Raw genomic sequence first — 19,333 nt, 5'->3', positions numbered from 1 at the left:
CCTAAAGCGCGTCGTTGTCCCAAAACCGCTGCGCACTTTTGGTCGACAGGCATTAGCGCCGACCAAACAACCGCCCGTCGATCGTCACCAGGCCAAGCGCGATCAGTGCCATGCCGCAGAACTCGAACAGAGCGAGCCGCTCGCCGAGGAACAGGAGGCCGAGCAGGATGGCGCTGGCCGGGACGATGAGCGTGACCAGCGAGGCGTTGGTGGCGCCGGCCGAGGCGACGAGGTTGAAATAGAGGATGTAGGCGAAGGCGGTGGAGAGCAGCGCCAGCGCCAGCACCGCCGTCCAGACCGGCGGCGAGGCCGAGAACAGGCCGGCCGGGCCATAGGTGAGCAGCACCACCGGGATCATGATGATGGTCGACGCCGTCAATTGTCCGGTGGCGATGACCGGCGAGGGCACGCCCTTGAAGCGGCGGGCAATCATCAGCGCGACGGCGTACGACAGCGAGGCGCCGATCAGCGCGAATTTCGCCCAGACCGGGCCGCCGAGCCCGGCCAGCAGGCCGGGGCCGATCATGACAGCGGTGCCGGCGATGCCGAGCCCGATGCCGGCAAGCTTGTTCCAGGAGAGCTTTTCGTCCGCTGTCAGCGCGTTGGCGAGGATCAGCGTCCAGAACGGCGTCGTCGCGTTGAGCACCGAGGCGACGCCGGCGCCAAGCGCGGTCTGGCCGGCAAAGATCAGCGAGAACGGGACGACATTGTTGGCGAGCGCCAAAAGGAAAAACGGGCCGGCATGCGGGAAGGCGAGGCGGAAGGACGGACCGCGAATGCCGAGATAGAGCTGAAGTGCGATGGCCGCGATGGCAACGCGAAACAGCACCAGCACCAGCGGGTGCATTTCGGCAACGGCGATGCGGGCAAAGAAGAACGAGCCGCCCCAGATGGCGCCGAGCAGCAGAAGCTGTCCCCAGTCCCTCAGCGTCATCGGTCCGCGCTGCACGGCTGTCGTGGCTATTGCCATCGTGAACGTCCTTCCCCGCGGCATCAATGCCAGCCACTCAGGCAGAAGGCATATTGGGTCCGGCGACAAGAGCCACCCGAAACCTGATTGCTGGCAACAGTGCTGCCAGGAGGGTGCGCCGCTGGGTCAGTGCCCGCCAGACACAGAATTGTTTTCTTTGGCCGCTAGCTTGGATTAATTGTGCGCAGCCGAGAAGTCAGGGGATTCGTCCATGCAGCGATTCGAGAATGCCCGCGAGGCGGCGCTGGCGCTTCGGCCGGACGATCCGGTCTACTGCTTTCGCCCGCAGGTGCTGAAGGCGGATGCCAAACAGTTCATGGGCATGTTTCCCGGCAAGACCGCCTACGCAGTCAAGACCAATGGCGAGCAGATCGTGCTGAAGGCGCTGGTCGAAGCCGGCGTCACCGCCTTCGATGTGGCCTCGCCCGGCGAGTTCGCCGCAGTGCGCGCCGTCTCACCCGACGCCGAGATGCTCTACATGCATCCGGTCAAGGCGCAGTCGGACATCAAGCTTGCGCTGGAAAAATACGCCATCCGGGTCATTTCGCTCGACCATGAGGACGAGATCACCAAGCTGACGCGGGTGGTGCGGGCGCTTGACATCGATCCGGGCTCCATCAGCGTGTTCGTGCGCATCCAGACCAAGGGTTCGGCGGCCTATGAACTGTCGAAGAAATTCGGCGCCGGGCCGGCCTATGCGGTGGAACTCGCCGAGCGGCTCAACCGCACCGGCTACAAGGTCGGCCTGTGCTTCCATGTCGGCAGCCAGATCGAGGATCCCGACACCTATGAACGGGCGCTGGCCTCCGCCGATTGGGTGCGCAACCGGCTGACCTTCGACATTGCGGGCCTCGATGTCGGCGGCGGCTTTCCCGCCGAGTACGGCCATGACCCCAATCGCAAGCAGATCGAGATGCCGTCGCTCGGCCAGATCATGTCGCGGCTGTCGGGCGACCTGAGGGAATACCAGTTCGACCAGATTCCGTTGGTGGCCGAGCCCGGCCGGGTGATCGTGGCGCGCTGCCTGTCGCTGATCGTGCGGGTGCTGCTGCGCAAGGGCAAGCGGCTCTACATCAATGACGGCATCTGGGCGTCGCTGTCGGATTCTTGGACCGGCAAGATCACACTGCCGGCCCGCTTCATCCCCGATCCGGCGATCCGCTCGCGCAATGGCGAGGAGAAGAACATCGTGCCGTTCAAGGTCTGCGGCGCGACCTGCGATTCCGTCGACATCCTGTCGCGGCCGTTCTGGCTGCCGGAAACCGTCGACACCGGCGACTGGATCGAGATCGGCCATATCGGCGCCTATTCGCTGTCGCTAAGAACCCGCTTCAACGGCTTTTATCCCGATACCTTCGTCGAGGTGACGACGCCGTTTGACGAAGGCGATGCGCCGCAGGGATTCGCCAGCCTGGAGACGATGGCGGACTAAGCGACCCCGCCACCGGCCTGGATATTCTCGCCGGTCAGCCAGCGGGCCTCGTCGCTGGCCAGGAAGACCGCGACATCGGCAACGTCGCGGGGCGCGCCGATCCTGCCAAATGGAGACATGCCGGCCGCCACGGCGCGATCGCGCTCGGGAAGCAGGTCCGTGTCGGTGAAGCCAGGCGACAGCGCATTCACGGTGATGCCGCGCGGTCCGAGTTCACGCGAGAGCACACGGACGAATTGTTCGACGGCGCCCTTGCTGCCGAGATAGAGCGCCGTTTGCGTGAAGAACATCTTGGTGCCGCCGGTGGAGACCGCGATGATGCGGCCGCCGTTTCGCACACGGCGCGCTGCTTCCTGAAGCACGAAGAACGTGCCCTTGGCATTGGTGCCGAAGACATGGTCGAAATCGGCTTCGGTTGCCTCGGTCAGAGGCTTGATGACGGCGACGCCGACATTGGCAACCACGATGTCGATCGCGCCGAACTCACTCTCAGCCTCGTCAAACAGGCGATGAATATCCGAGACGCTTGATATGTCGGCCTGGACGGCGATCGCCTTTCCTCCCTTGCCGGCGATGGCGGCCACGACCTCGTCAGCGGCTTCGTGGTTGCCGACATAGTTGACGACGACGGCAGCGCCCTTGGAGGCGAGTCCTTCGGCGATGGCTCGCCCAATGCCGCGCGAACTGCCGGTGACGAGTGCGGTTTTGCCTTGCAAGGACTTGGGCATGATACGTTTCCTTCAATCATTCAGGCCCGTGCCGGTTTCATCTGACGGGTCCGCCAGTCGAGAAATAGGGCCATGCAACTGATCAGATAATGGCCTATTATCTGACTAGCTTGTTAATCTAGGGATACACAATGCGCGGTTCTGAATTCACCGAGTTCAAGGCATTCGCCGCAATCGTGGAAGAGCGTAGTTTCGTCCGCGCCGCCGCCCGGCTGCGTGTTTCCCCGCCGGCGCTCAGCCAGTCGATCCGGCAACTGGAGGCTCGCATCGGCGTCAGGTTGCTGAATCGCACGACGCGTAGTGTTTCACCCACTGGTGCCGGCGAGACGCTGTTTGCGCGCCTTGCCGTTGCGTTCGAAGAGCTAGAGGGCGCCGTAGCGGACATTCATGCCGCGCGTGATCGACCGGCGGGTTCGCTACGAATAAACGTGCCGCGTGTTGCCGCGGTGCGGTTCATCGGCCCGATCCTTGGCGACTTCCAACGCGCCTATCCTGATATCGCGCTGACCGTCATCGTCGACGATACGCTGACCGACATTGTTCGAGGACGGTTCGATGCCGGAATCAGGCTTGGCGAGCGGCTGGAGAAGGACATGGTGGCAGTGAAACTGAGCGGGGATTTGCAGATGGCGGCGGTGGCCGCTCCCGTCTATCTCGAAAATCGGGCCATACCGCGCCATCCGCAGGAGTTGCATCAGCACCAATGCATAAAATTCCAGTGGCCTGGTGGCGGCAGCCTCTATCGATGGGAGTTCGCGCGCGGCAAACGGTCTCTGGAAATCGCCGTCGAGGGCAGCCTGACTGTCAACGACACCGAGCTGATGCTGAACGCGGCGCTGGGTGGAGCAGGCGTTGCTTACATGATCGACTATCAGGTCCAGTCCTGGATCGATGCGGGCAGGCTGATGAGATTTCTAGAGCCCTGGTCGCCCAGCTTTCCAGGCTTCTTCCTGTATCACCCGAGTTCGAGGCACGTCCCCCCGGCTTTGCGGGCATTTATCGACTTCGTCCGGGCAAGGAGTAGGGAATAGGGAACCCAGCTTGGGCAGATTCTACTCACAGTTTCCCCAAAAGCTCCGGCGTCGGCCAGCCGTCTACCGGCATGCCGAGCCGCATCTGTTCCTTGCGGATGGCTTCGCGGGTGTTGGTGCCCAGAATGCCGTCGACGGTGCCGACGTCATAGCCCCTGGCTTCGAGCTTGGTCTGCAATTCCTTCATCTGGTCGCCATTGAGCCCGGTTTCGGGATTGCGCGGGTCGAACTGCTTTGCCCCGGCCAGCCGGCTGGCGAAGTTGGCGGCGGTCAGCGCGTAGGTGAAGGACTGGTTCCATTCGAGATAGACGTCGAAATTGTCGTAGGCGAGGAAGGCCGGACCTTTGCGGCCCATCGGCAGCGCCAGGCCGGCCTTCAGGCCGTTGTCGATCAGCGGCGTGCCATCGGGATTGGTGACGCCCCAGGCGGCCCATTGCGACAGCGGCAGCTTGTTGGTGCGGCCGGTCTGCTCCCAAGGCATGTCCTCGGGCACGCGCACTTCCTCGATCCAGGGCTGGTCGCGTTTCCAGCCGCGAGACAGCACCTTGTTGGCCGTGGTCATGATCACGTCGGGCACACTGCGCCTGAGATCGACGATGCCGTCGCCATCGCCGTCGACGCCGCGCGCGAGATAGTCGGAAGGCAGGATTTGCGTCTGGCCGATCTCGCCGGCCCAGGCGCCGGTGACGTCGGCCGGAACGACGCCGCGATCGATCAGCGTCAACAGCGGCACCAGTTGCGGCCGAAACAGCTGCGGGCGGCGGCAGTCATGCGACAGCGTCACCAAGGCGCTCAGCGTGTGGAAATCGCCCTGCACGGCGCCGAAATCGGTCTCCAGCCCCCAGAAGGCGGTGATGATCGGCGCCTGGACACCGAACTGCTGGTCGGCGCGCGCAAAGATTTCGGCGTATTTCTTCAGATTGGCCGCGCCCTGCTTCAGCCGGTAGGCCGAGATCATGCGGTTGGAGAACTGGATGAAGGTCTGTGCGAAGACGCCCTGGGCGCGGTCACGCGCCAGCACCTTGTCGTCGATGGTGGCGGCTTCCAGTGCGTCAAGGCCGACAGCGCCGACACCGGCCGCCTTGGCTTCCGCCGCCACGCCTTGCTTCCAGGTTTCGAAGTCGCCGCCGCATTCCTGCGCCCCCGCCGGCATCGCCGTAGCGCCGAGCAGCAGGGCCGCGAGCAGCCCGGAGCGCAGGCGGCTCTTCGACTGTTTCCGGCGTGGATATCCCAGTGGTTGCAGGTAGGTGCGCATGGGACGTCGAAAAGCAGGCGGCAGAGCCGGTGTCAACGGGTGTTCTGCCGCAGCCACTTTTTCCAGGCTGCCTCAGTGCCGTTGAAGACGTTGATATCGGACTTGCCGTTCATGCCGGGCACGATACCGGTTCCGGTGTATTGCCAGAAGGTGAAAGGGTGGCTGCCGTACTTCTGGCGGGGGTGGCCGGCCACCGAGCGCAGCCAGTAGGGATAGCCGCGGAAGGTCGCAAGGTCGTTATCGTCGAAGAAGTCGACCGAGGTGTAGATGATCGGCTTCTTGCCATAGTGCCGCTCGATCATCTCGAGAAAGGTGGTCATTTCGGCCCGCACCGTCGCCGAATCCGGGCGCAGCCGGCAGGTCGGCGATTGCGGGTTCCACTCCATGTCGAGCACCGGCGGCATGGCCGAGCGGTCGACGGGCACGTTCTGGATGAACCAGCGCGCCTGGGTGGCGGCAGGCGTGCAGAAATAGAAGAAATGGTAGGCCGCGCGCGGAATGCCATTGGCCTTGGTGCGCGACCAATGCTCGTTGAAATACTCGTCGAAACGGTCGCCGCCCTCGGTCGCCTTGATGAAGGCGAAGGAGATGCCGCTGGCCTTGGCCGTCGGCCAGTCGACCGAGGTCTGGTATTTGGAGACGTCGGTGCCGTGAACGGCATAGTTCCAAGGCGCGCCGCTATCCCATTCATGCGGCTTGGAATCTTCGAAACGCGGTGCGCGCACGGCAACCGTCGGGCTGCTGGATGGCGACATCGAGGGCACGAGATCGCCGGCGGTCGAGCAGGCGGCCAGCAGCGTCAACGTGATGAGGGCCGCGAAACGGCGCATCGCATTTCCCGAGCCGGAATCAGCCGGTCGCTGTTGGGTTGTCGTTGCAGGTGCCCCTCAGGCGATCGCCCCACAGCATCGCCTGATACGCTATTTTCGTGCATGTCGTCGTCCCAAAACCGCTGCGCACTTTTGGGCGACATGCATCAGTGATCGCCGATCATGGTTGATAACAGGTTGACGGCGCTCGACAAGAACACCGATTCTGCGGAAGCAATGGCGGCAAATCGATGACATAAATCGGGCCGCAAGCCACGGGCAGCGGAAAAGCAGGGACGGAAAGATGCGGATCGCCGTGAAGATCATCAAATGGCTGCTCGGCCTGGTCGTGTTGGCCACAGCCGCCCTGTTTACCTGGCTCTACGTCGCGCCGCCCGAACTGATCCGCGTCGGTTCCGGCTATTCCGCCAAGATTGTCTGCTCGAATGTTTTTATCGCCGGCCGTGATCCCAATGAGGTGCTTGCCATCGACGTGCAGGCGCCCGGCCATCCGCTTCTCAGGCTGATGAAGGTGTCGGTCGACAAGAACAGGGGGACCGTCTCGGCCGGGCTGCTTGGCTTCCTCGGCAAGAGCGTTGCCGTTGCGCGCGCCGGCCTGGGTTGCGCCTCGGTTCCCGATGGCGACGTCGGCAAGGCACGGCGCACGTCAATCCCTGCCGAGGCGTCGGCGGCCACCAAGGGCGATCTGTGGCCCGAGGGAGATCGAGTCGATGCCTCGCAAAATCCCGAAATCAACAAGATCCTCGACGGTGCGGCGATGACCGGCATCGGCATGCGCGCCGTGGTGGTGGTCAAAAATGGCCGCATTGTTGCGGAGCGTTATGGCGACGGCTTTTCGGCGAAAACGCCGCTGCTGGGCTGGTCGATGACCAAGACAGTCAACGCCGCGCTCGTCGGCACGCTGGTCAAGGACGGCAAGATGGCGGTGACCAATCAGGGCCTGTTCGGCTCATGGAAGGCGGACGGCCGCGCCGCCATCAGCCTTGCCGATATGATGGCGATGTCGAGCGGACTCGAGTTCAACGAGGATTATGGCGACGTTGCCGATGTGACGCGCATGCTCTACCTCGAACCGGATATGGCGGGCTTCGCCGAGGCCAAGCCGCTGACCGGCGACGTCGGCAAGGTCTTTTCCTATTCGAGCGGCACGGCGGTGATGCTGTCGCGGCTGTGGCAGGATGCTATCGGCGACAAGGACAAGGCGCTGATGTGGCCAAGGACAGCGCTGTTGGGGCCGCTCGGCATGCAAAGCGCGGTGCTCGAAACCGACGAGGAGGGTACCTTTGTCGGCTCATCCTACCTCTATGCCACCGGGCATGACTGGGCGCGGTTCGGCCAATTCCTGCTGCAGGGCGGCGTCTGGAACGGCAACCAGATCCTGCCGGCCGGTTTCGTCGACTGGATGCGCGAACCGGCACCGGCCTCGAAAGTCTACGGCAAGGGGCAACTTTGGATCGAAGCCCCGGGGGACGAAGGAAATCCCGGCGCCGGCGTCGCCGCCGGCCTGCCCAACGATACCTACTGGATGGAGGGCCATGACGGCCAGACGGTCGCCATCGTCCCGTCGGAGCAACTGGTGGTGGTGCGGCTGGGGTTGACGCCCGCCAAGCTCGGTTACCGGCCGCAGGTGATGGTCGGCGCGCTGATGAAGGCACTGCGCTAGCTCTCTTTACCCTCCCTTTGATGGGGAGGGTCGGCGCGTAGCGTCGGGGCGGGGTGCCTGGCACTTCACCCCCACCCGCGCCTTCGGCGCGACCTCCCCCATCGAGGGGGAGGTAAGAGTGCGCGATCTTGACGACCGCCAGCCGGGCATAGCCGCGATAAAGCGCGCGGAAACAGAAGCTTGCGCCGGTTCGCCGAGATTCCGATTCCAAGACTTCGCGCAATGATTCACGTGGCGTGACATGGAATTTCTTGAGCCAGCCGCGCAGCAATGTCCGGAACCAGTTGGGCAAGCCTTCCTGCTGGCCGAAATCGACGACATGCAGCGAGCCGCCGGGCGCGAGTGCCGCAAGGGCTGCTGAAACCGTCTTTTCCCAACCGGGGATCATCGACAGCGAATAGGACACGAAGATGCGGTCGAAGCGCTCGACGCCGAACAGCGTCTTGGCGTCGAAATCGGTGGCGTCGCCGCGCGCCAGCACGACGCGGCCGGACAGGCCTTCGCGGCCGATCGCCTTGCTCGCCGTTTCCAGCATCTCGGCCGAGATGTCGAGGCCGTAGAGGCGGGCGTCGGGATAGCGGCGGGCGGCAAGCGCGATGTTGCGGCCGGTGCCGCAGCCAAGTTCGAGCACTCTGCCATTCGCCGGCACATCCAGCCCGACTATCATCTGGTCGCGGCCAAGCAGATAGTATTTGCGGGTCAGGTCGTAGATATGGCGTTGCCAGCGATAGACGCCGTCCATCAGTTCGGCATGGTCGGCCGGCAGCTCGCTCGCGCTCATGCCGCGCGCTTCACATAGAGGTGGAAGCCGCCATAGATGGCCGAGCGGTCGCGGGCCGAACAGTCGCGCGAGGCCTCGTCCTCGTAGGTCCACTGGTCGAGCAGCGAGATCGAGACGCGGCCCGGCAGCACGCTGGGCTCGGCGGCGGTGCGGAAGATGACTCGGGCGCCGACCGAGGCGGTGCGGGTGATCTCCGACCAAAGGGCATTGAGCTGGTCGTCCGTCATCCAGTCCTGCGCGTCAAGCAGGACGAAACGGTCGACGGTGCTTGCGTCCTTGCCGGCCAGAAATTCGATCAGATTGGCGTGGTGGATGCCGACGCGATCGACATTGTTGCGGATCGCCTTGTAGTTGGCCTCTTCTAGATAGGCGGGCAGGGCGGCCTCACCCGGATTGGGATAGCGACGGGCGAAGGCTTGCCAAGCGAAGTAGTTGTTCTTCAGCGGAAAATCGCAAGCGAGCTTTTCCAGCCGGGCCTTCAGCACGCTGGCCATCGAACCATCGCCCGAGGTGATCAGCGAATCGTACTGCGCCGGCGGAATGCCGAGGCCGAACAGCGAAGCCTTGCGCGAGGTAGCCCAGCGCAACAGCTTCTTGTCGAAGACCGGCGCCAGCTCTTCGTTGAAGAAGCGGCGCTGGTCGGCGAGGCTCTTCGACGCCATGATACCGGCGGGATCGACGCCGAAGAATTTGGCGATGCGGTGGCCCATGGCGATGAACAGGCCGAGCAGGCCGGTCTGGTAGAAATTGCGGTCGAAGACGGTGATGCGCCGGCGGCCGCGCCAGCTGCGACGCTCCCAATAGTGGCGGCTGACCGGGTCGAGATGCGGCGCGATGAAGCGGTCATAGGCTTGCGAATTGTGGTTGGTGTCGGCGGCGCCGAAGAAACGGAACAGATCGCCCTGCGAGGGCAGTTGCCGCACCGCCTCCAGCTTCATCCGGTTCAAGGCGATGTGGGCGGCGTTGAGGTCGACCGCATCGACGCGTTCAGGCGAGCGGGTGAGGTAGGCGAGGATGTTGCAGCCGCCCGACGCTATGGTGACGACGCGGTGGCCCTGGCCAAGCTGCATGGCCTCCATGTCGACTTCAGGGTCTTCCCAGATCTGCGGATAGACAAGGCCGGAAAACAGAAGCGCAAACAGCCGTTCGGAAAGGCCGGCCTGCGAAAGCGGGCGGTTCTGGTAGACGGCTTTTCCAACTTCCTTGCCGCGGCGAAAAACGAGATCCGAGGAGACGTCCGTCATGGCAAAGTGATTCCCCATTTGCTTTGCCGCAAGCGGGTAACTCAGGGGCATGACAGGCGGGTGACAGGCTGTTGACGCGAGTTCAGGCCTTGCCAAATCCCCCCGGTGTCGGCGTCGTCAGGATAACGACGTCGCCGGCATCAAGCACGGTCTGGTCGCAGGCCTTCAGCGTCTCGACGCTGCCGTCCTGGCGGCGGACCTTGGTCGAGCCGACCTCGCCGTCACCGCCCCCATCAAGGCCTTGCGGCGGGCGGTTGCGGTGCGACGACAGGATGGCGCATTCCATCTTTTCGAGGAAACGGATGGTGCGCCTGGTGCCGTCACCGGCATCCCATTTGCCTTTGCCGCCGGAGCCATCGCGAATGTGGAAATCCTCGAGCAAAACGGGAAAGCGCAATTCCAGCACCTCCGGGTCGGTCAGGCGCGAATTGGTCATGTGGGTGTGGACGCCGGATGTGCCGGCAAAGCCGCGGCCGGAGTTCATCCGGCCTGCCGGCGAACCGGAGCAGATGGTCTCGTAATACTGGTACTGCTTGTTGCCGAAGGTCAGGTTGTTCATCGTGCCTTGCGCGTTGGCCATGGCACCCATGGCGCCGAACAGGGCGTTTGTGACATGCTGCGAGGTCTCGACATTGCCGGCGACGACGGCGGCGGGGTAGGCGGGCTTCAGCATCGAGCCGTCGGGGATGATGATGTTGATCGGCCGCAGGCAGCCGGCATTCATCGGGATCATGTCCTCGACCATGACACGGAAGGCATAGAGCACGGCTGCGCGGGCGACGGGCTCGGGCGCATTGAAATTGTTCTTCTCGACCTTCGACGTTCCGGTGAAGTCCACGGTCGCCTCGCGCTTTTGCCGATCGATGGTAATCTTCACCTTGATCACCTGGCCGGTGTCGGTCGGGTATTCGTACTCGGAACTATCGGGCAGCCGCTCCAGCACGCGGCGCACGCTTTCGGCGGCGTTGTCCTGGACATGGCCCATATAGGCTTCGACGACATCGAGGCCGAAATGGCCGACCATCTTGCGCAATTCCGCCACGCCCTTTTCGTTCGCGGCGATCTGCGCCTTGAGGTCGGCGATGTTCTGGTGCGGGTTGCGGGCGGGGTAGGCGTGGTCGGTGAGCAGCGTTTGCAACTCCGCCTCGCGGAATTTTCCACGATCGACGACCCGGAAATTGTCGAACAGCACGCCTTCCTCGTCGACCGTGGTGGCAAGCGGCGTCATCGAGCCGGGAGCCGTGCCGCCAATGTCGGCATGGTGGCCGCGCGAGGCTACGTAGAAGATTACTTCCTCCCCCCTTGAGGGGGAGGTGGCGGCGGAGCCGCCGGAGGGGGTCGTTGCGGCAGTGCTCGACGCTCTTGTGGTGCCTTCTGAGAGGACCCCACCCGGCCGCTGCGCGGCCACCCTCCCCTCATGGGGGAGGGAAAACACCGGCGTCACCACGGTGATATCAGGCAAATGCGTGCCGCCATTGTAGGGGGCGTTCAGCGCAAAGACGTCGCCGGGATGGATGTCGCCGGAGTTCAGCCGGATAATGGTTTCGACCGAGCGGTCCATGGAGCCGAGATGCACCGGCATGTGCGGCGCGTTGGCGACCAGCGCGCCATGACGGTCGAAGACGGCGCAGGAAAAGTCCAGCCTTTCCTTGATGTTGACGGAATAGGCGGTGTTCTGCAGCGTGACGCCCATCTGCTCGGCGATCGACATGAAGAGGTTGTTGAAGACCTCCAGCATCACCGGATCGGCTTCGGTGCCGAGGGCAGCCGTGCGAACTTTCCGTTCCGTGCGGCGAATGACGACGTGATTGAGGTTGGTGATTTCGGCCTGCCAGCCCGGCTCGACGACGATGGTCTGGTTCGGCTCGATGATCAAAGCGGGGCCTGGGACCAGATTGGATGGGCGCAGGTTTTCGCGGCGATGGATGCCGGCCTCATGCCAGCGGCCCTCGGTGTAGATGCGCCGCGTTCCCGACGCACCCGCTTCAACCATTGCCGGTCCGGCGGGCGCAACGGCTTCGGCCGTGGTCTCGACGATCTCGGCGCCTTCCACGCCAACGGTCTCGACGATCATCGGCTTGTCATCATAGACGAACCCGAACTGCGCCTTGTGGGCGATTTCGAAATCGCGCCTGGCCTGGAAGATCGAGTCGCCTTCGAAATTCACCGGCAGCGTGGTGTCGGTGCCGTCATAGCGGATGTGCAGCACCGGCTTTGCCGCAATCTTGTCCTCGGCGATGCCTTGCGCTGCCAATTCGGCGATGACGGCTTTTTTCAACGTGCCGATGAGGCTGCCGATCTGGGTCCTGGATTCTTCGGCAAGCGGCTTCAGGAGCGCCTGCTGGCGCGACGCGAAAACCGACGACAGGCCGATACCATAGGCTGAGAGCAGACCGGAGAAGGGGTGGATCAGTACCGCCTCCATGCCGAGCGCGTCGGCAACCAGGCAGGCATGCTGGCCGCCGGCGCCGCCAAAACAGTTCAAGAGATATTCGGTGACATCGTAGCCGCGCTGCACGGAGATCTTCTTGATAGCATTGGCCATGTTTTCCACCGCGATGGTAACGAACCCTTCGGCGACGGCTTCCGGCGTGCGGCCATCGCCGATTTCGGCGGCGAGCGCCGCGAATTTTTTATGCACGGCGGCCACATCGAGCGGCTGGTCCTGGCCTGGGCCGAAAATTGCCGGGAAGAAATCGGGCTGCAGCTTGCCCAGCATGACATTGGCGTCGGTGACGGCCAGCGGGCCGCCGCGCCGGTAGGCGGCGGGGCCAGGATTGGCGCCGGCGGAATCCGGGCCGGCGCGGAAACGGCCGGCTTCGTAGTGCAGGATCGAGCCGCCGCCGGCAGCGACGGTATGGATGCGCATCATCGGCGCACGGATGCGCACGCCGGCGACCTCGGTGTCGAAGGCGCGCTCATACTCGCCGTCATAATGGGCGACGTCGGTCGAGGTGCCGCCCATGTCGAAACCGATGACTTTCTCGAATCCGGCGAGTTTCGCCGTCTCGACCATGCCGACGACACCGCCGGCCGGGCCGGACAGCAGCGCGTCCTTGCCCTGAAACATGTCGGCGGCGGTAAGCCCGCCCGACGACATCATGAACATCAGGCGAGGGTTTTCCCTCCCCCTCGAGGGGAGGGTGGCGGCGGAGCCGCCGGGTGGGGTTGGATCGACCGGGCTCAGCGCATTGGCGGTGCCTTCCGAGAGGACCCCCTCTGGCCGCTTTGCGGACTGCCCTTCGCTATGGCTCCGGGCGTTCGTCGCTGAAAAAGCCAAATCGTTGGCTTTTTCTCGGCCTTTGGCCGACCGCTCCTCACCCCCCACAAGTGGGGAGATTGGCGTCGCGCCCAGTTCTCCCGCCACCCTTTGCACATAGCGCGACAGGATCGGCGACAGATAGGCATCGACCACGGTGGTGTCGCCGCGGCCGACCAGCTTGATCAGCGGCGAGACCTCATGGCTGACCGAGACTTGGCTGAACCCGATCTTGCGGCAGACTTTCGCCACCGCCTTCTCGTGGTCGGGATATTTCCAGGCATGCATGAAGACGATGGCCACCGCATCGATCCCGTCAGCCTTCGCCTGTTCGATGGCGGGGCGGCAGGCGGCGATGTCGAGCAAGCGCTCGACCTCGCCATTGGCGCGCACGCGTTCGTCGATCTCGATGACCCGCTCGTAGAGCTGTTCCGGAAGGATGATCTCCTTGGCGAAGATGTCTGGCCGCGCCTGATAGGCGATCTTCAGCGCATCGCGAAAGCCCTTGGTGATGAGCAAAAGCACACGGTCGCCCTTGCGCTCCAGCAGCGCATTCGTGGCAACGGTGGTACCCATCTTGACGTCACCGACCAGGCCCGGAGGAATAGCGGTGCCGGATTTCAGCCCCAGAAGCTCGCGGATGCCGGCTATGGCCGCGTCGGGATAGGCTTCGGGATTTTCCGACAGGAATTTCCTGGGATGCAAACCGCCTTGTGGATCACGTCCGATCACGTCGGTGAAGGTGCCGCCGCGGTCGATCCAAAAATCCCATTTCTTGTCCACGCAGAACTCCGGCATTGCATTTGGGTCCAGACTGTTAGTTCGGCATCGCGCGGCTCGCAATCGATAGTGCGCGGATGTTACATCAGGAAACGCAACGTTACGAAACTCATGGCCGTTTGATGCATTTTGCCTTCGACCGTTCACCGCAACGTGAGCGTGTGTTGAAGGAGAGATGTCATGAAAAAGCTGATTCTTGCTTCCGTTTCCGCCCTGGCCCTGTTCGGCGTTGCCGCCTGCAGCGACAGCGGTACGGATAACACCACCACCCAGAGCACCAATCCGCCAGCCGCCGAGCCCATGAAGCCGGCGACGCCGGATGCACCGAAGCCTGCAGAACCGGCTCCGGCAACACCTGCTCCTGCCCCCGCGCAGTAGCAGCAGTCTCGGTCACTTTGACGTGACGAGAGAGGAGGCCGGCTTCGCGCCGGCCTTCCTGCGTTTAGGTCGATTCGGGGCTCAAGGGCCTTGAACCGGCTCTTTCCTACGGTTTGGGATCTGGCGCGTCGGTTGCTTGCGCAAATCGATCCACTCTGCGGCGCTGTCTTGGCTTGATAGCAATGGCCGGCGGCCCTAATAAGCGCTCATGTCGATTTGGGATCGCCTCGGCGACTTCATCAACCGCGTTTCATCTTCAGCCACGTCCGGTGTAGCCGATGTGGTCGAGGCCGTGCGCACGGTTTTCTCCGGTGACGCTGATCTGCGCCGGCGCGTTGCCTTCTCTGTGGCAATGATTGCGCTGTCAGCCAAGATGGCCAAGGCCGATGGCATCGTCACCCAGGACGAGGTTCGCGCGTTCCAGGAAATATTTGAGGTGCCGCGAGAACAGACCCGCAATGTGGCGCGGCTTTACGATCTGGCCAAGCGCGACGTCGCCGGGTTCGAGACCTATGCCGAGAGTATGGCGCAGATGTGCGGCTCGGGCCATTCGAACTGCGTCATGCTGGAAGACATACTCGACGGTCTGTTCCACATCGCCAAGGCGGACGGGCTGGTGCATGAGCGCGAAGGCGTTTTCCTGCACCGTATTGCCGAGATTTTTCGCATCGACGAGGTGCACTACGAAGCCATCCTGGCCAGGCACGTCAATCTCGGGGCCGGCGATCCCTATATCGTGCTCGGCATTGAGCGCGGCAAGCCGTTCGAGGAGGTCAGGAAGCGGTACCGCAAGCTGGTCTCCGACAATCATCCGGACCGGCTGATCGCGCGCGGCCTGCCGCAGGAATTCATCAAGATTGCAACGACCAGGGTCGCGGCGATCAACGCGGCCTATGAAATGATCGAGCGGGGCCTCAGGCACGCATGAGCGGCTTCCCGCCCGACGAGCCAAGCGCGGAGGTCAGGGTATCGCCGAATTTCGGCCCGCGGCGCGAAACGCTCAGGCCCGACATGATCGTGCTGCACTATACCGGCATGGCGACGGGTGCTGCCGCGGAAGCCTGGTTGTGCGACCCCGCAAGCGAAGTCTCGTCGCACTACCTCGTCCATGAGGACGGTCGCATTATCCAGATGGTGCGCGAAAGCGACCGCGCCTGGCACGCCGGTGCAAGTTCCTGGTTCGGTCGTCGCGACATCAACTCCTGTTCGGTCGGCATCGAAATCGTCAATCCCGGCCATTCGCTCGGCTATTCGGCCTTTCCCAAGCGGCAGGTGGAAGCGGTGGTCGGGCTTTGCCTTGGTATCATCGAACGCCATTCCATTGCGGCGCAAAGGGTGCTTGCCCATTCCGACATCGCGCCGGGGCGCAAGATCGACCCAGGCGAGAAATTCCCCTGGAAGGCGCTGTTTGCGGCCGGGGTCGGCCATCTCGTGCCTGCGGCGCCGGTCCGGCGCGGCGCTGTGCTGAAAGCCGGCGATACCGGCGCCGAGGTCGAGGCACTGCAGTCGATGCTGGCGCTCTATGGCTATGGCGTCGAGATATCAGGTGTCTTCGACCGCCAGACCGAAATCGTCGTCGAAGCTTTTCAGCGGCATTTCCGACCGCGCCTGGTGGATGGTGTCGCCGACGGCTCTACGTCTAGCACGCTGCAAAGCCTGCTGACTTCCCTTACGTCAGTTGCCTCTAAATAATCTTTTTCTGATATTCAAGTTACAGCCTGTCACTGAAAGTGAATTGCCTCGCCTTGTTCGACACAAATTCCGCCCTCAAAGGCGGTTCGTGCAAGTTATCGGACCTCCAGCCCCCCCCGGATGCTCCGATATTGATTAGGCGTTGCTGCGTGAAGATCTTCGCGCGGCCAAACAGAACGGGACCACATGCAGAAATTGACCGTTGTAACGGCAGCTATTGCTGCCGGCGTAATGACTTTTACCTTCAGCACGGCCGATGCCGCACCACTGAGCCAGAGGGCAGACCAGGGCTTCATCGCCGCACCCGCCAAGGCCACCATGACGAAAGCAAACCCGAAAGCAAAAAGAGCAACCACCGCGAATGTGCGCAAAGCAGCCGTGGTGAAGGCCAGAAAAGCCACGGCCAAGAGGCATTTTAAGCGCAACAGGAAGAGCGTCGACCTGACGACCACCGCATCGATCCGCCCAAGCACCGCTGCGGAGTCGACTGCGGCAGCCGCGCTTGGCGACCAGTATTCGGCAATCATTGCCCGCTATGCTGCGGCCGAAGGCGTGCCGGTGTCGCTGGCCCAGGCGGTCATCAAGATCGAGAGCAACTACCGGCCGAACATCGTCGGCAGCGCGGGTGAAATCGGCCTGATGCAGATCAAGCCGGCAACGGCGCGGATGATGGGGTATAGCGGCTCGGCCAAGGGTCTGTTCGATCCCGACACCAACATCAAATACGGCATGAAGTACCTTGCCATGGCGCGCAATCTCGGCGGCGGCACCACCTGCGGCACGATCCTGAAATACAATGCCGGCCATGCCGCGACGCGGATGAACCCGGTGTCGGCGGCCTATTGCGGCAAGGTCAAGGTGCAGTTGGCGGCATTGGGATCGCCGGCATAAGTCTGCTTTTTCATTTGCGTTTTGGAACGTGAACCCCTTTATACGCTCTGCCAGCTGGCCGGGCGGCCGCACCCGCAAAGCCGAAAGGCTGCGGGTGAGGAAAGTCCGGGCTCCATGGAGACACGGTGCCGGTTAATGGCCGGCGGGGGCGACCCCAGGGAAAGTGCCACAGAAAGCAAACCGCCACGATTTATCGGGGCAAGGGTGAAAGGGTGGGGTAAGAGCCCACCGCGCGACTGGCAACAGGAGCGGCACGGTAAACCCCACCGGGAGCAAGACCGAATAGGGACGGTGCGAGGGGAAACCTTCGAGGGCTGTTTCCGGCTCACCGTCCGGGTAGGTTGCGTGAGGCGCATGGCAACATGCGCCCAAGATGAATGGCCGCCACGTTCTCGCCCCGAAAGGGGCGAGGGCCATACAAAACCCGGCTTACAGGCCAGCTGGCAATTTCTCCCCCATATCGCGATTAATCCTTTGGATCAGCAGTCTGCGCCTTCGGGCGCAGCTGGCGATTCAGGTGCTTGAGCGATTGAATCAAGTACGCATGCTGGGGTCGAGACAAACGCATCCTTGAAGCTGGTACGATTTAATCGTACCATGATTGTCATGGTTTGATCAGGAGCGCATCATGGGTCACGTCGACAAACGCAGCATCACGCTTTCGCCGGAACTGGCGGCGGCGGTCGACGATGTCGTGGCCGCCGGCGAATATGCCTCGGCCAGCGAAGTCATCCGTGATGCGCTGCGGCAATGGAAAGACCGCCGCGATCTTCTCGGCTACACGGTCGAGGAATTGCGCAGGCTGGTTCAGGAGGGGATCGACAGCGGACCGGCGGTGGACGGCCAGCCCTTCATGGACCGGCTGCGAGCCAAATATCAGAGGATGTCGGAAGCTGCAGGCTCGGAAGAGTGAAATATCGGCTGCTTCCTCAGGCGATATCAGATGTCGAAGGCATCGGTGACTACATTGCGGAACATAGCCCAAAGGGGGCCATGCGCCTTGTGGACGGCTTGGAGAGGCGCTGGACACTGCTCACCTTGCACCCGTTCTCAGGTGCGCCGCGCGATGATATCGCGCCCGGCATTCGTCATCTGATCGTCGGCGAATATGTCACTCTGTATCGCATGGGCGAAGACGCGATCGAGATCGTCCGCGTTTTGCACGGCAGGCGCGATATTGGCGCCGACGACTTGGTGACCTAACCGCCAGCTCAGATGCCGATGTTGTCCAGCGATGCCTCGATCGCCTGCCAGAGTTCTTCCACCGGCTCGCAGCCCACCGACAGGCGCACGAAGCCGGGCGGAACCGAATCTCCTCGCTTGGCCCGCCGCTCGGCGGAGGTGTGGACACCCCCGAACGACGTTGCCGCCTGCATCAGCGTGCAGTTGTTGATGAAATCCTCGGCCTTTTCCTGGGAGAGGAGTTCGAAGGACATGAGGAAGCCGAAGCGCTCCATCTGCGCCCGGGCGAGGTTGTGCGACGGGTCGCCCTCCAGCCCGGGGTAGCGCAAGCCGCTAACGGCGCGATGGTCTTTCAGGCGCTTCACGATCACCTCTGCAGAAGAACACATGCGGTCGAAGCGTACGTCCAGCGTCTCCAGGCCGCGATGCACCAGCCAAGCCTCGAACGGGCCGGGAATGCCGCCCGCGGTCTCGCGCCAGCCGGTGACGGCCGCGATGATATCTGGATTGCGGCTGGCGACATGGCCGAACAGCACGTCGGAATGCCCGTTGGCCGCCTTGGTGTCGGCAGCAACGACGATGTCGGCGCCGAGATCGAGCGGACGCTGGCCGAACGGCGTCATCGTGGTGTTGTCGACGACGACGATCGCGCCCGCTTGGTGCGCGGCCTCGGCGACCGCTGTGATGTCGCAAATGTCCAAGCGCGGATTTGACGGGGTTTCAACGTAGACAAGGCGGTAGCCGTCGAAGTCGCCATCGAGAAAGGTCGATGTCGGCCGCAGATCATAGGCGACGCCAAAGGGCTTAAGGAAACGTTCGGCCAGCGCGCGTGTGGCATGGTAGCCGTCCGAAGGCAAAAGCACGCGATCGCCGGATTTCAACAGGCCGAAAAACACCGCCGAGATTGCCGCCATTCCGGATGGGAAGCCGACGCATGGCGCGTCTTCCAGATGCGCCAGCATGTGCTCGACCGCATCCCAGGTGGCGTTGCTGTAACGGCCGTACTGACTGTAGCCGGCGCCGTCGCCCGGGTTGTGGAAAATAGCGGCCATGGTCAGCGGCAATGGGATGGGGTCGCCTTTGACAAGTCCGTCGCGACGCAGATGGGCAAGGGAGGCCGCGCGGGACCTGGCTGTTTCGGACATGGATTTCTGACCTTGTTGCTCAGCGAAAAGACTGACGACGCTATTCGCGGCAGTGATGCGCGGCAAGCCGCT

General features: G+C 63.2%; 16 protein-coding genes, 1 other RNA gene and 1 pseudogene. 10 read left to right on the top strand and 8 right to left on the bottom strand.

Annotation, left to right across the window (positions count from 1 at the left end; genetic code table 11):
• Window positions 1-52: 52 nt before the first annotated feature.
• The gene (locus tag NLY37_RS13145) at window positions 53-970 is read right to left on the bottom strand and encodes a DMT family transporter (protein WP_023741708.1); all 918 of its coding nucleotides are present in this window, start codon (window positions 968-970) and stop codon (window positions 53-55) included.
• Window positions 971-1,181: 211 nt separating this feature from the next.
• Between NLY37_RS13145 and NLY37_RS13140 the strand changes: the two genes are divergently transcribed.
• The gene (locus tag NLY37_RS13140) at window positions 1,182-2,402 is read left to right on the top strand and encodes an alanine racemase (protein ID WP_023668250.1); all 1,221 of its coding nucleotides are present in this window, start codon (window positions 1,182-1,184) and stop codon (window positions 2,400-2,402) included.
• Here the strand turns inward: NLY37_RS13140 and NLY37_RS13135 are convergent.
• On the bottom strand, window positions 2,399-3,130 hold the full coding sequence (locus tag NLY37_RS13135) for an SDR family oxidoreductase (RefSeq protein WP_023690857.1): 732 nt from the start codon (window positions 3,128-3,130) through the stop codon (window positions 2,399-2,401). The genes NLY37_RS13140 and NLY37_RS13135 overlap by 4 nt on opposite strands.
• A gap of 131 nt (window positions 3,131-3,261) precedes the next feature.
• Between NLY37_RS13135 and NLY37_RS13130 the strand changes: the two genes are divergently transcribed.
• Window positions 3,262-4,161, top strand: coding sequence for a LysR family transcriptional regulator (locus NLY37_RS13130; protein WP_023741707.1), 900 nt, complete (start codon window positions 3,262-3,264; stop codon window positions 4,159-4,161).
• A gap of 25 nt (window positions 4,162-4,186) precedes the next feature.
• Here the strand turns inward: NLY37_RS13130 and NLY37_RS13125 are convergent, their stop codons facing one another.
• Together NLY37_RS13125 and NLY37_RS13120 are read right to left on the bottom strand one after the other, a co-directional pair.
• The gene (locus tag NLY37_RS13125; RefSeq protein ID WP_023741706.1) at window positions 4,187-5,416 is read right to left on the bottom strand and encodes a lytic murein transglycosylase; all 1,230 of its coding nucleotides are present in this window, start codon (window positions 5,414-5,416) and stop codon (window positions 4,187-4,189) included.
• 32 nt (window positions 5,417-5,448) lie between these two features.
• Window positions 5,449-6,246 carry a glycoside hydrolase family 25 protein gene (locus NLY37_RS13120; RefSeq protein WP_023682151.1) on the bottom strand — a complete coding sequence of 266 codons (798 nt, stop codon included), beginning with the start codon at window positions 6,244-6,246 and terminating at the stop codon, window positions 5,449-5,451.
• Window positions 6,247-6,529: 283 nt separating this feature from the next.
• On the opposite strand from NLY37_RS13120, the gene NLY37_RS13115 reads away from it, so the two are divergent.
• Window positions 6,530-7,909, top strand: a complete 1,380-nt coding sequence (locus NLY37_RS13115; RefSeq protein ID WP_023741705.1) for a serine hydrolase domain-containing protein — start codon at window positions 6,530-6,532, stop codon at window positions 7,907-7,909.
• Window positions 7,910-8,033: 124 nt separating this feature from the next.
• On the opposite strand, the pseudogene NLY37_RS13110 reads toward NLY37_RS13115, so the two are convergent.
• The 3 genes and pseudogenes from NLY37_RS13110 to NLY37_RS13100 all read right to left on the bottom strand — a co-directional run.
• Window positions 8,034-8,690, bottom strand: a pseudogene (locus tag NLY37_RS13110) (class I SAM-dependent methyltransferase); the annotation flags it as partial.
• Window positions 8,687-9,985 carry a BtaA family protein gene (locus NLY37_RS13105; protein WP_031246132.1) on the bottom strand — a complete coding sequence of 433 codons (1,299 nt, stop codon included), beginning with the start codon at window positions 9,983-9,985 and terminating at the stop codon, window positions 8,687-8,689. The pseudogene NLY37_RS13110 and the gene NLY37_RS13105, both read right to left, overlap by 4 nt.
• A gap of 31 nt (window positions 9,986-10,016) precedes the next feature.
• Window positions 10,017-13,976, bottom strand: a complete 3,960-nt coding sequence (locus tag NLY37_RS13100) for a hydantoinase B/oxoprolinase family protein (RefSeq protein WP_286442538.1) — start codon at window positions 13,974-13,976, stop codon at window positions 10,017-10,019.
• A 177-nt stretch (window positions 13,977-14,153) separates the two neighbouring features.
• Here NLY37_RS13100 and NLY37_RS13095 point away from each other — a divergent pair, with 177 nt between their 5' ends.
• The 7 genes from NLY37_RS13095 (at window position 14,154) to NLY37_RS13065 (ending at window position 18,137) form a co-directional block, all read left to right on the top strand.
• Entirely contained in the window at window positions 14,154-14,351 is a 198-nt protein-coding gene (locus NLY37_RS13095) for a hypothetical protein (RefSeq protein WP_023668260.1), read from the top strand.
• Between the two features lie 208 nt (window positions 14,352-14,559).
• Window positions 14,560-15,279, top strand: a complete 720-nt coding sequence (locus NLY37_RS13090; RefSeq protein WP_023739868.1) for a J domain-containing protein — start codon at window positions 14,560-14,562, stop codon at window positions 15,277-15,279.
• Window positions 15,276-16,043 carry an N-acetylmuramoyl-L-alanine amidase gene (locus NLY37_RS13085; protein ID WP_023741702.1) on the top strand — a complete coding sequence of 256 codons (768 nt, stop codon included), beginning with the start codon at window positions 15,276-15,278 and terminating at the stop codon, window positions 16,041-16,043. Before NLY37_RS13090 ends, NLY37_RS13085 begins: the two co-directional genes overlap by 4 nt.
• A 186-nt stretch (window positions 16,044-16,229) precedes the next feature.
• A complete protein-coding gene (locus tag NLY37_RS13080; RefSeq protein WP_023705555.1) occupies window positions 16,230-16,934 on the top strand; it encodes a lytic transglycosylase domain-containing protein in 705 nt (234 codons plus the stop codon).
• Window positions 16,935-16,984: 50 nt separating this feature from the next.
• An RNA gene (rnpB, locus tag NLY37_RS13075) (RNase P RNA component class A) lies at window positions 16,985-17,382 on the top strand.
• A 180-nt stretch (window positions 17,383-17,562) separates the two neighbouring features.
• A complete protein-coding gene (locus NLY37_RS13070; RefSeq protein WP_023688026.1) occupies window positions 17,563-17,847 on the top strand; it encodes a type II toxin-antitoxin system ParD family antitoxin in 285 nt (94 codons plus the stop codon).
• On the top strand, window positions 17,844-18,137 hold the full coding sequence (locus tag NLY37_RS13065) for a type II toxin-antitoxin system RelE/ParE family toxin (protein WP_023741701.1): 294 nt from the start codon (window positions 17,844-17,846) through the stop codon (window positions 18,135-18,137). Before NLY37_RS13070 ends, NLY37_RS13065 begins: the two co-directional genes overlap by 4 nt.
• A gap of 8 nt (window positions 18,138-18,145) precedes the next feature.
• On the opposite strand, the gene NLY37_RS13060 is transcribed toward NLY37_RS13065, so the two are convergent.
• Entirely contained in the window at window positions 18,146-19,261 is a 1,116-nt protein-coding gene (locus tag NLY37_RS13060) for a cystathionine gamma-lyase (protein ID WP_023741700.1), read from the bottom strand.
• Window positions 19,262-19,333: the final 72 nt, after the last annotated feature.

The organism is Mesorhizobium sp. C395A (assembly GCF_030323205.1).
Classification (GTDB): domain Bacteria; phylum Pseudomonadota; class Alphaproteobacteria; order Rhizobiales; family Rhizobiaceae; genus Mesorhizobium.
This window is presented reverse-complemented; position numbering and strand designations above follow the sequence as displayed.

Excerpts from the sequence above, each read along its gene's own strand:
- NLY37_RS13135 (WP_023690857.1), bottom strand. The coding sequence starts at position 3,130 with ATGCCCAAGTCCTTGCAAGGCAAAACCGCACTCGTCACCGGCAGTTCG.
- NLY37_RS13125 (WP_023741706.1), bottom strand. The coding sequence starts at position 5,416 with ATGCGCACCTACCTGCAACCACTGGGATATCCACGCCGGAAACAGTCG.
- NLY37_RS13060 (WP_023741700.1), bottom strand. The coding sequence starts at position 19,261 with ATGTCCGAAACAGCCAGGTCCCGCGCGGCCTCCCTTGCCCATCTGCGT.
- NLY37_RS13120 (WP_023682151.1), bottom strand. The coding sequence starts at position 6,246 with ATGCGCCGTTTCGCGGCCCTCATCACGTTGACGCTGCTGGCCGCCTGC.
- NLY37_RS13090 (WP_023739868.1), top strand. The coding sequence starts at position 14,560 with ATGTCGATTTGGGATCGCCTCGGCGACTTCATCAACCGCGTTTCATCT.
- NLY37_RS13105 (WP_031246132.1), bottom strand. The coding sequence starts at position 9,985 with ATGCCCCTGAGTTACCCGCTTGCGGCAAAGCAAATGGGGAATCACTTT.
- NLY37_RS13080 (WP_023705555.1), top strand. The coding sequence starts at position 16,230 with ATGCAGAAATTGACCGTTGTAACGGCAGCTATTGCTGCCGGCGTAATG.
- NLY37_RS13070 (WP_023688026.1), top strand. The coding sequence starts at position 17,563 with ATGGGTCACGTCGACAAACGCAGCATCACGCTTTCGCCGGAACTGGCG.
- NLY37_RS13140 (WP_023668250.1), top strand. The coding sequence starts at position 1,182 with ATGCAGCGATTCGAGAATGCCCGCGAGGCGGCGCTGGCGCTTCGGCCG.
- NLY37_RS13145 (WP_023741708.1), bottom strand. The coding sequence starts at position 970 with ATGGCAATAGCCACGACAGCCGTGCAGCGCGGACCGATGACGCTGAGG.
- NLY37_RS13095 (WP_023668260.1), top strand. The coding sequence starts at position 14,154 with ATGAAAAAGCTGATTCTTGCTTCCGTTTCCGCCCTGGCCCTGTTCGGC.
- NLY37_RS13085 (WP_023741702.1), top strand. The coding sequence starts at position 15,276 with ATGAGCGGCTTCCCGCCCGACGAGCCAAGCGCGGAGGTCAGGGTATCG.
- NLY37_RS13130 (WP_023741707.1), top strand. The coding sequence starts at position 3,262 with ATGCGCGGTTCTGAATTCACCGAGTTCAAGGCATTCGCCGCAATCGTG.
- NLY37_RS13115 (WP_023741705.1), top strand. The coding sequence starts at position 6,530 with ATGCGGATCGCCGTGAAGATCATCAAATGGCTGCTCGGCCTGGTCGTG.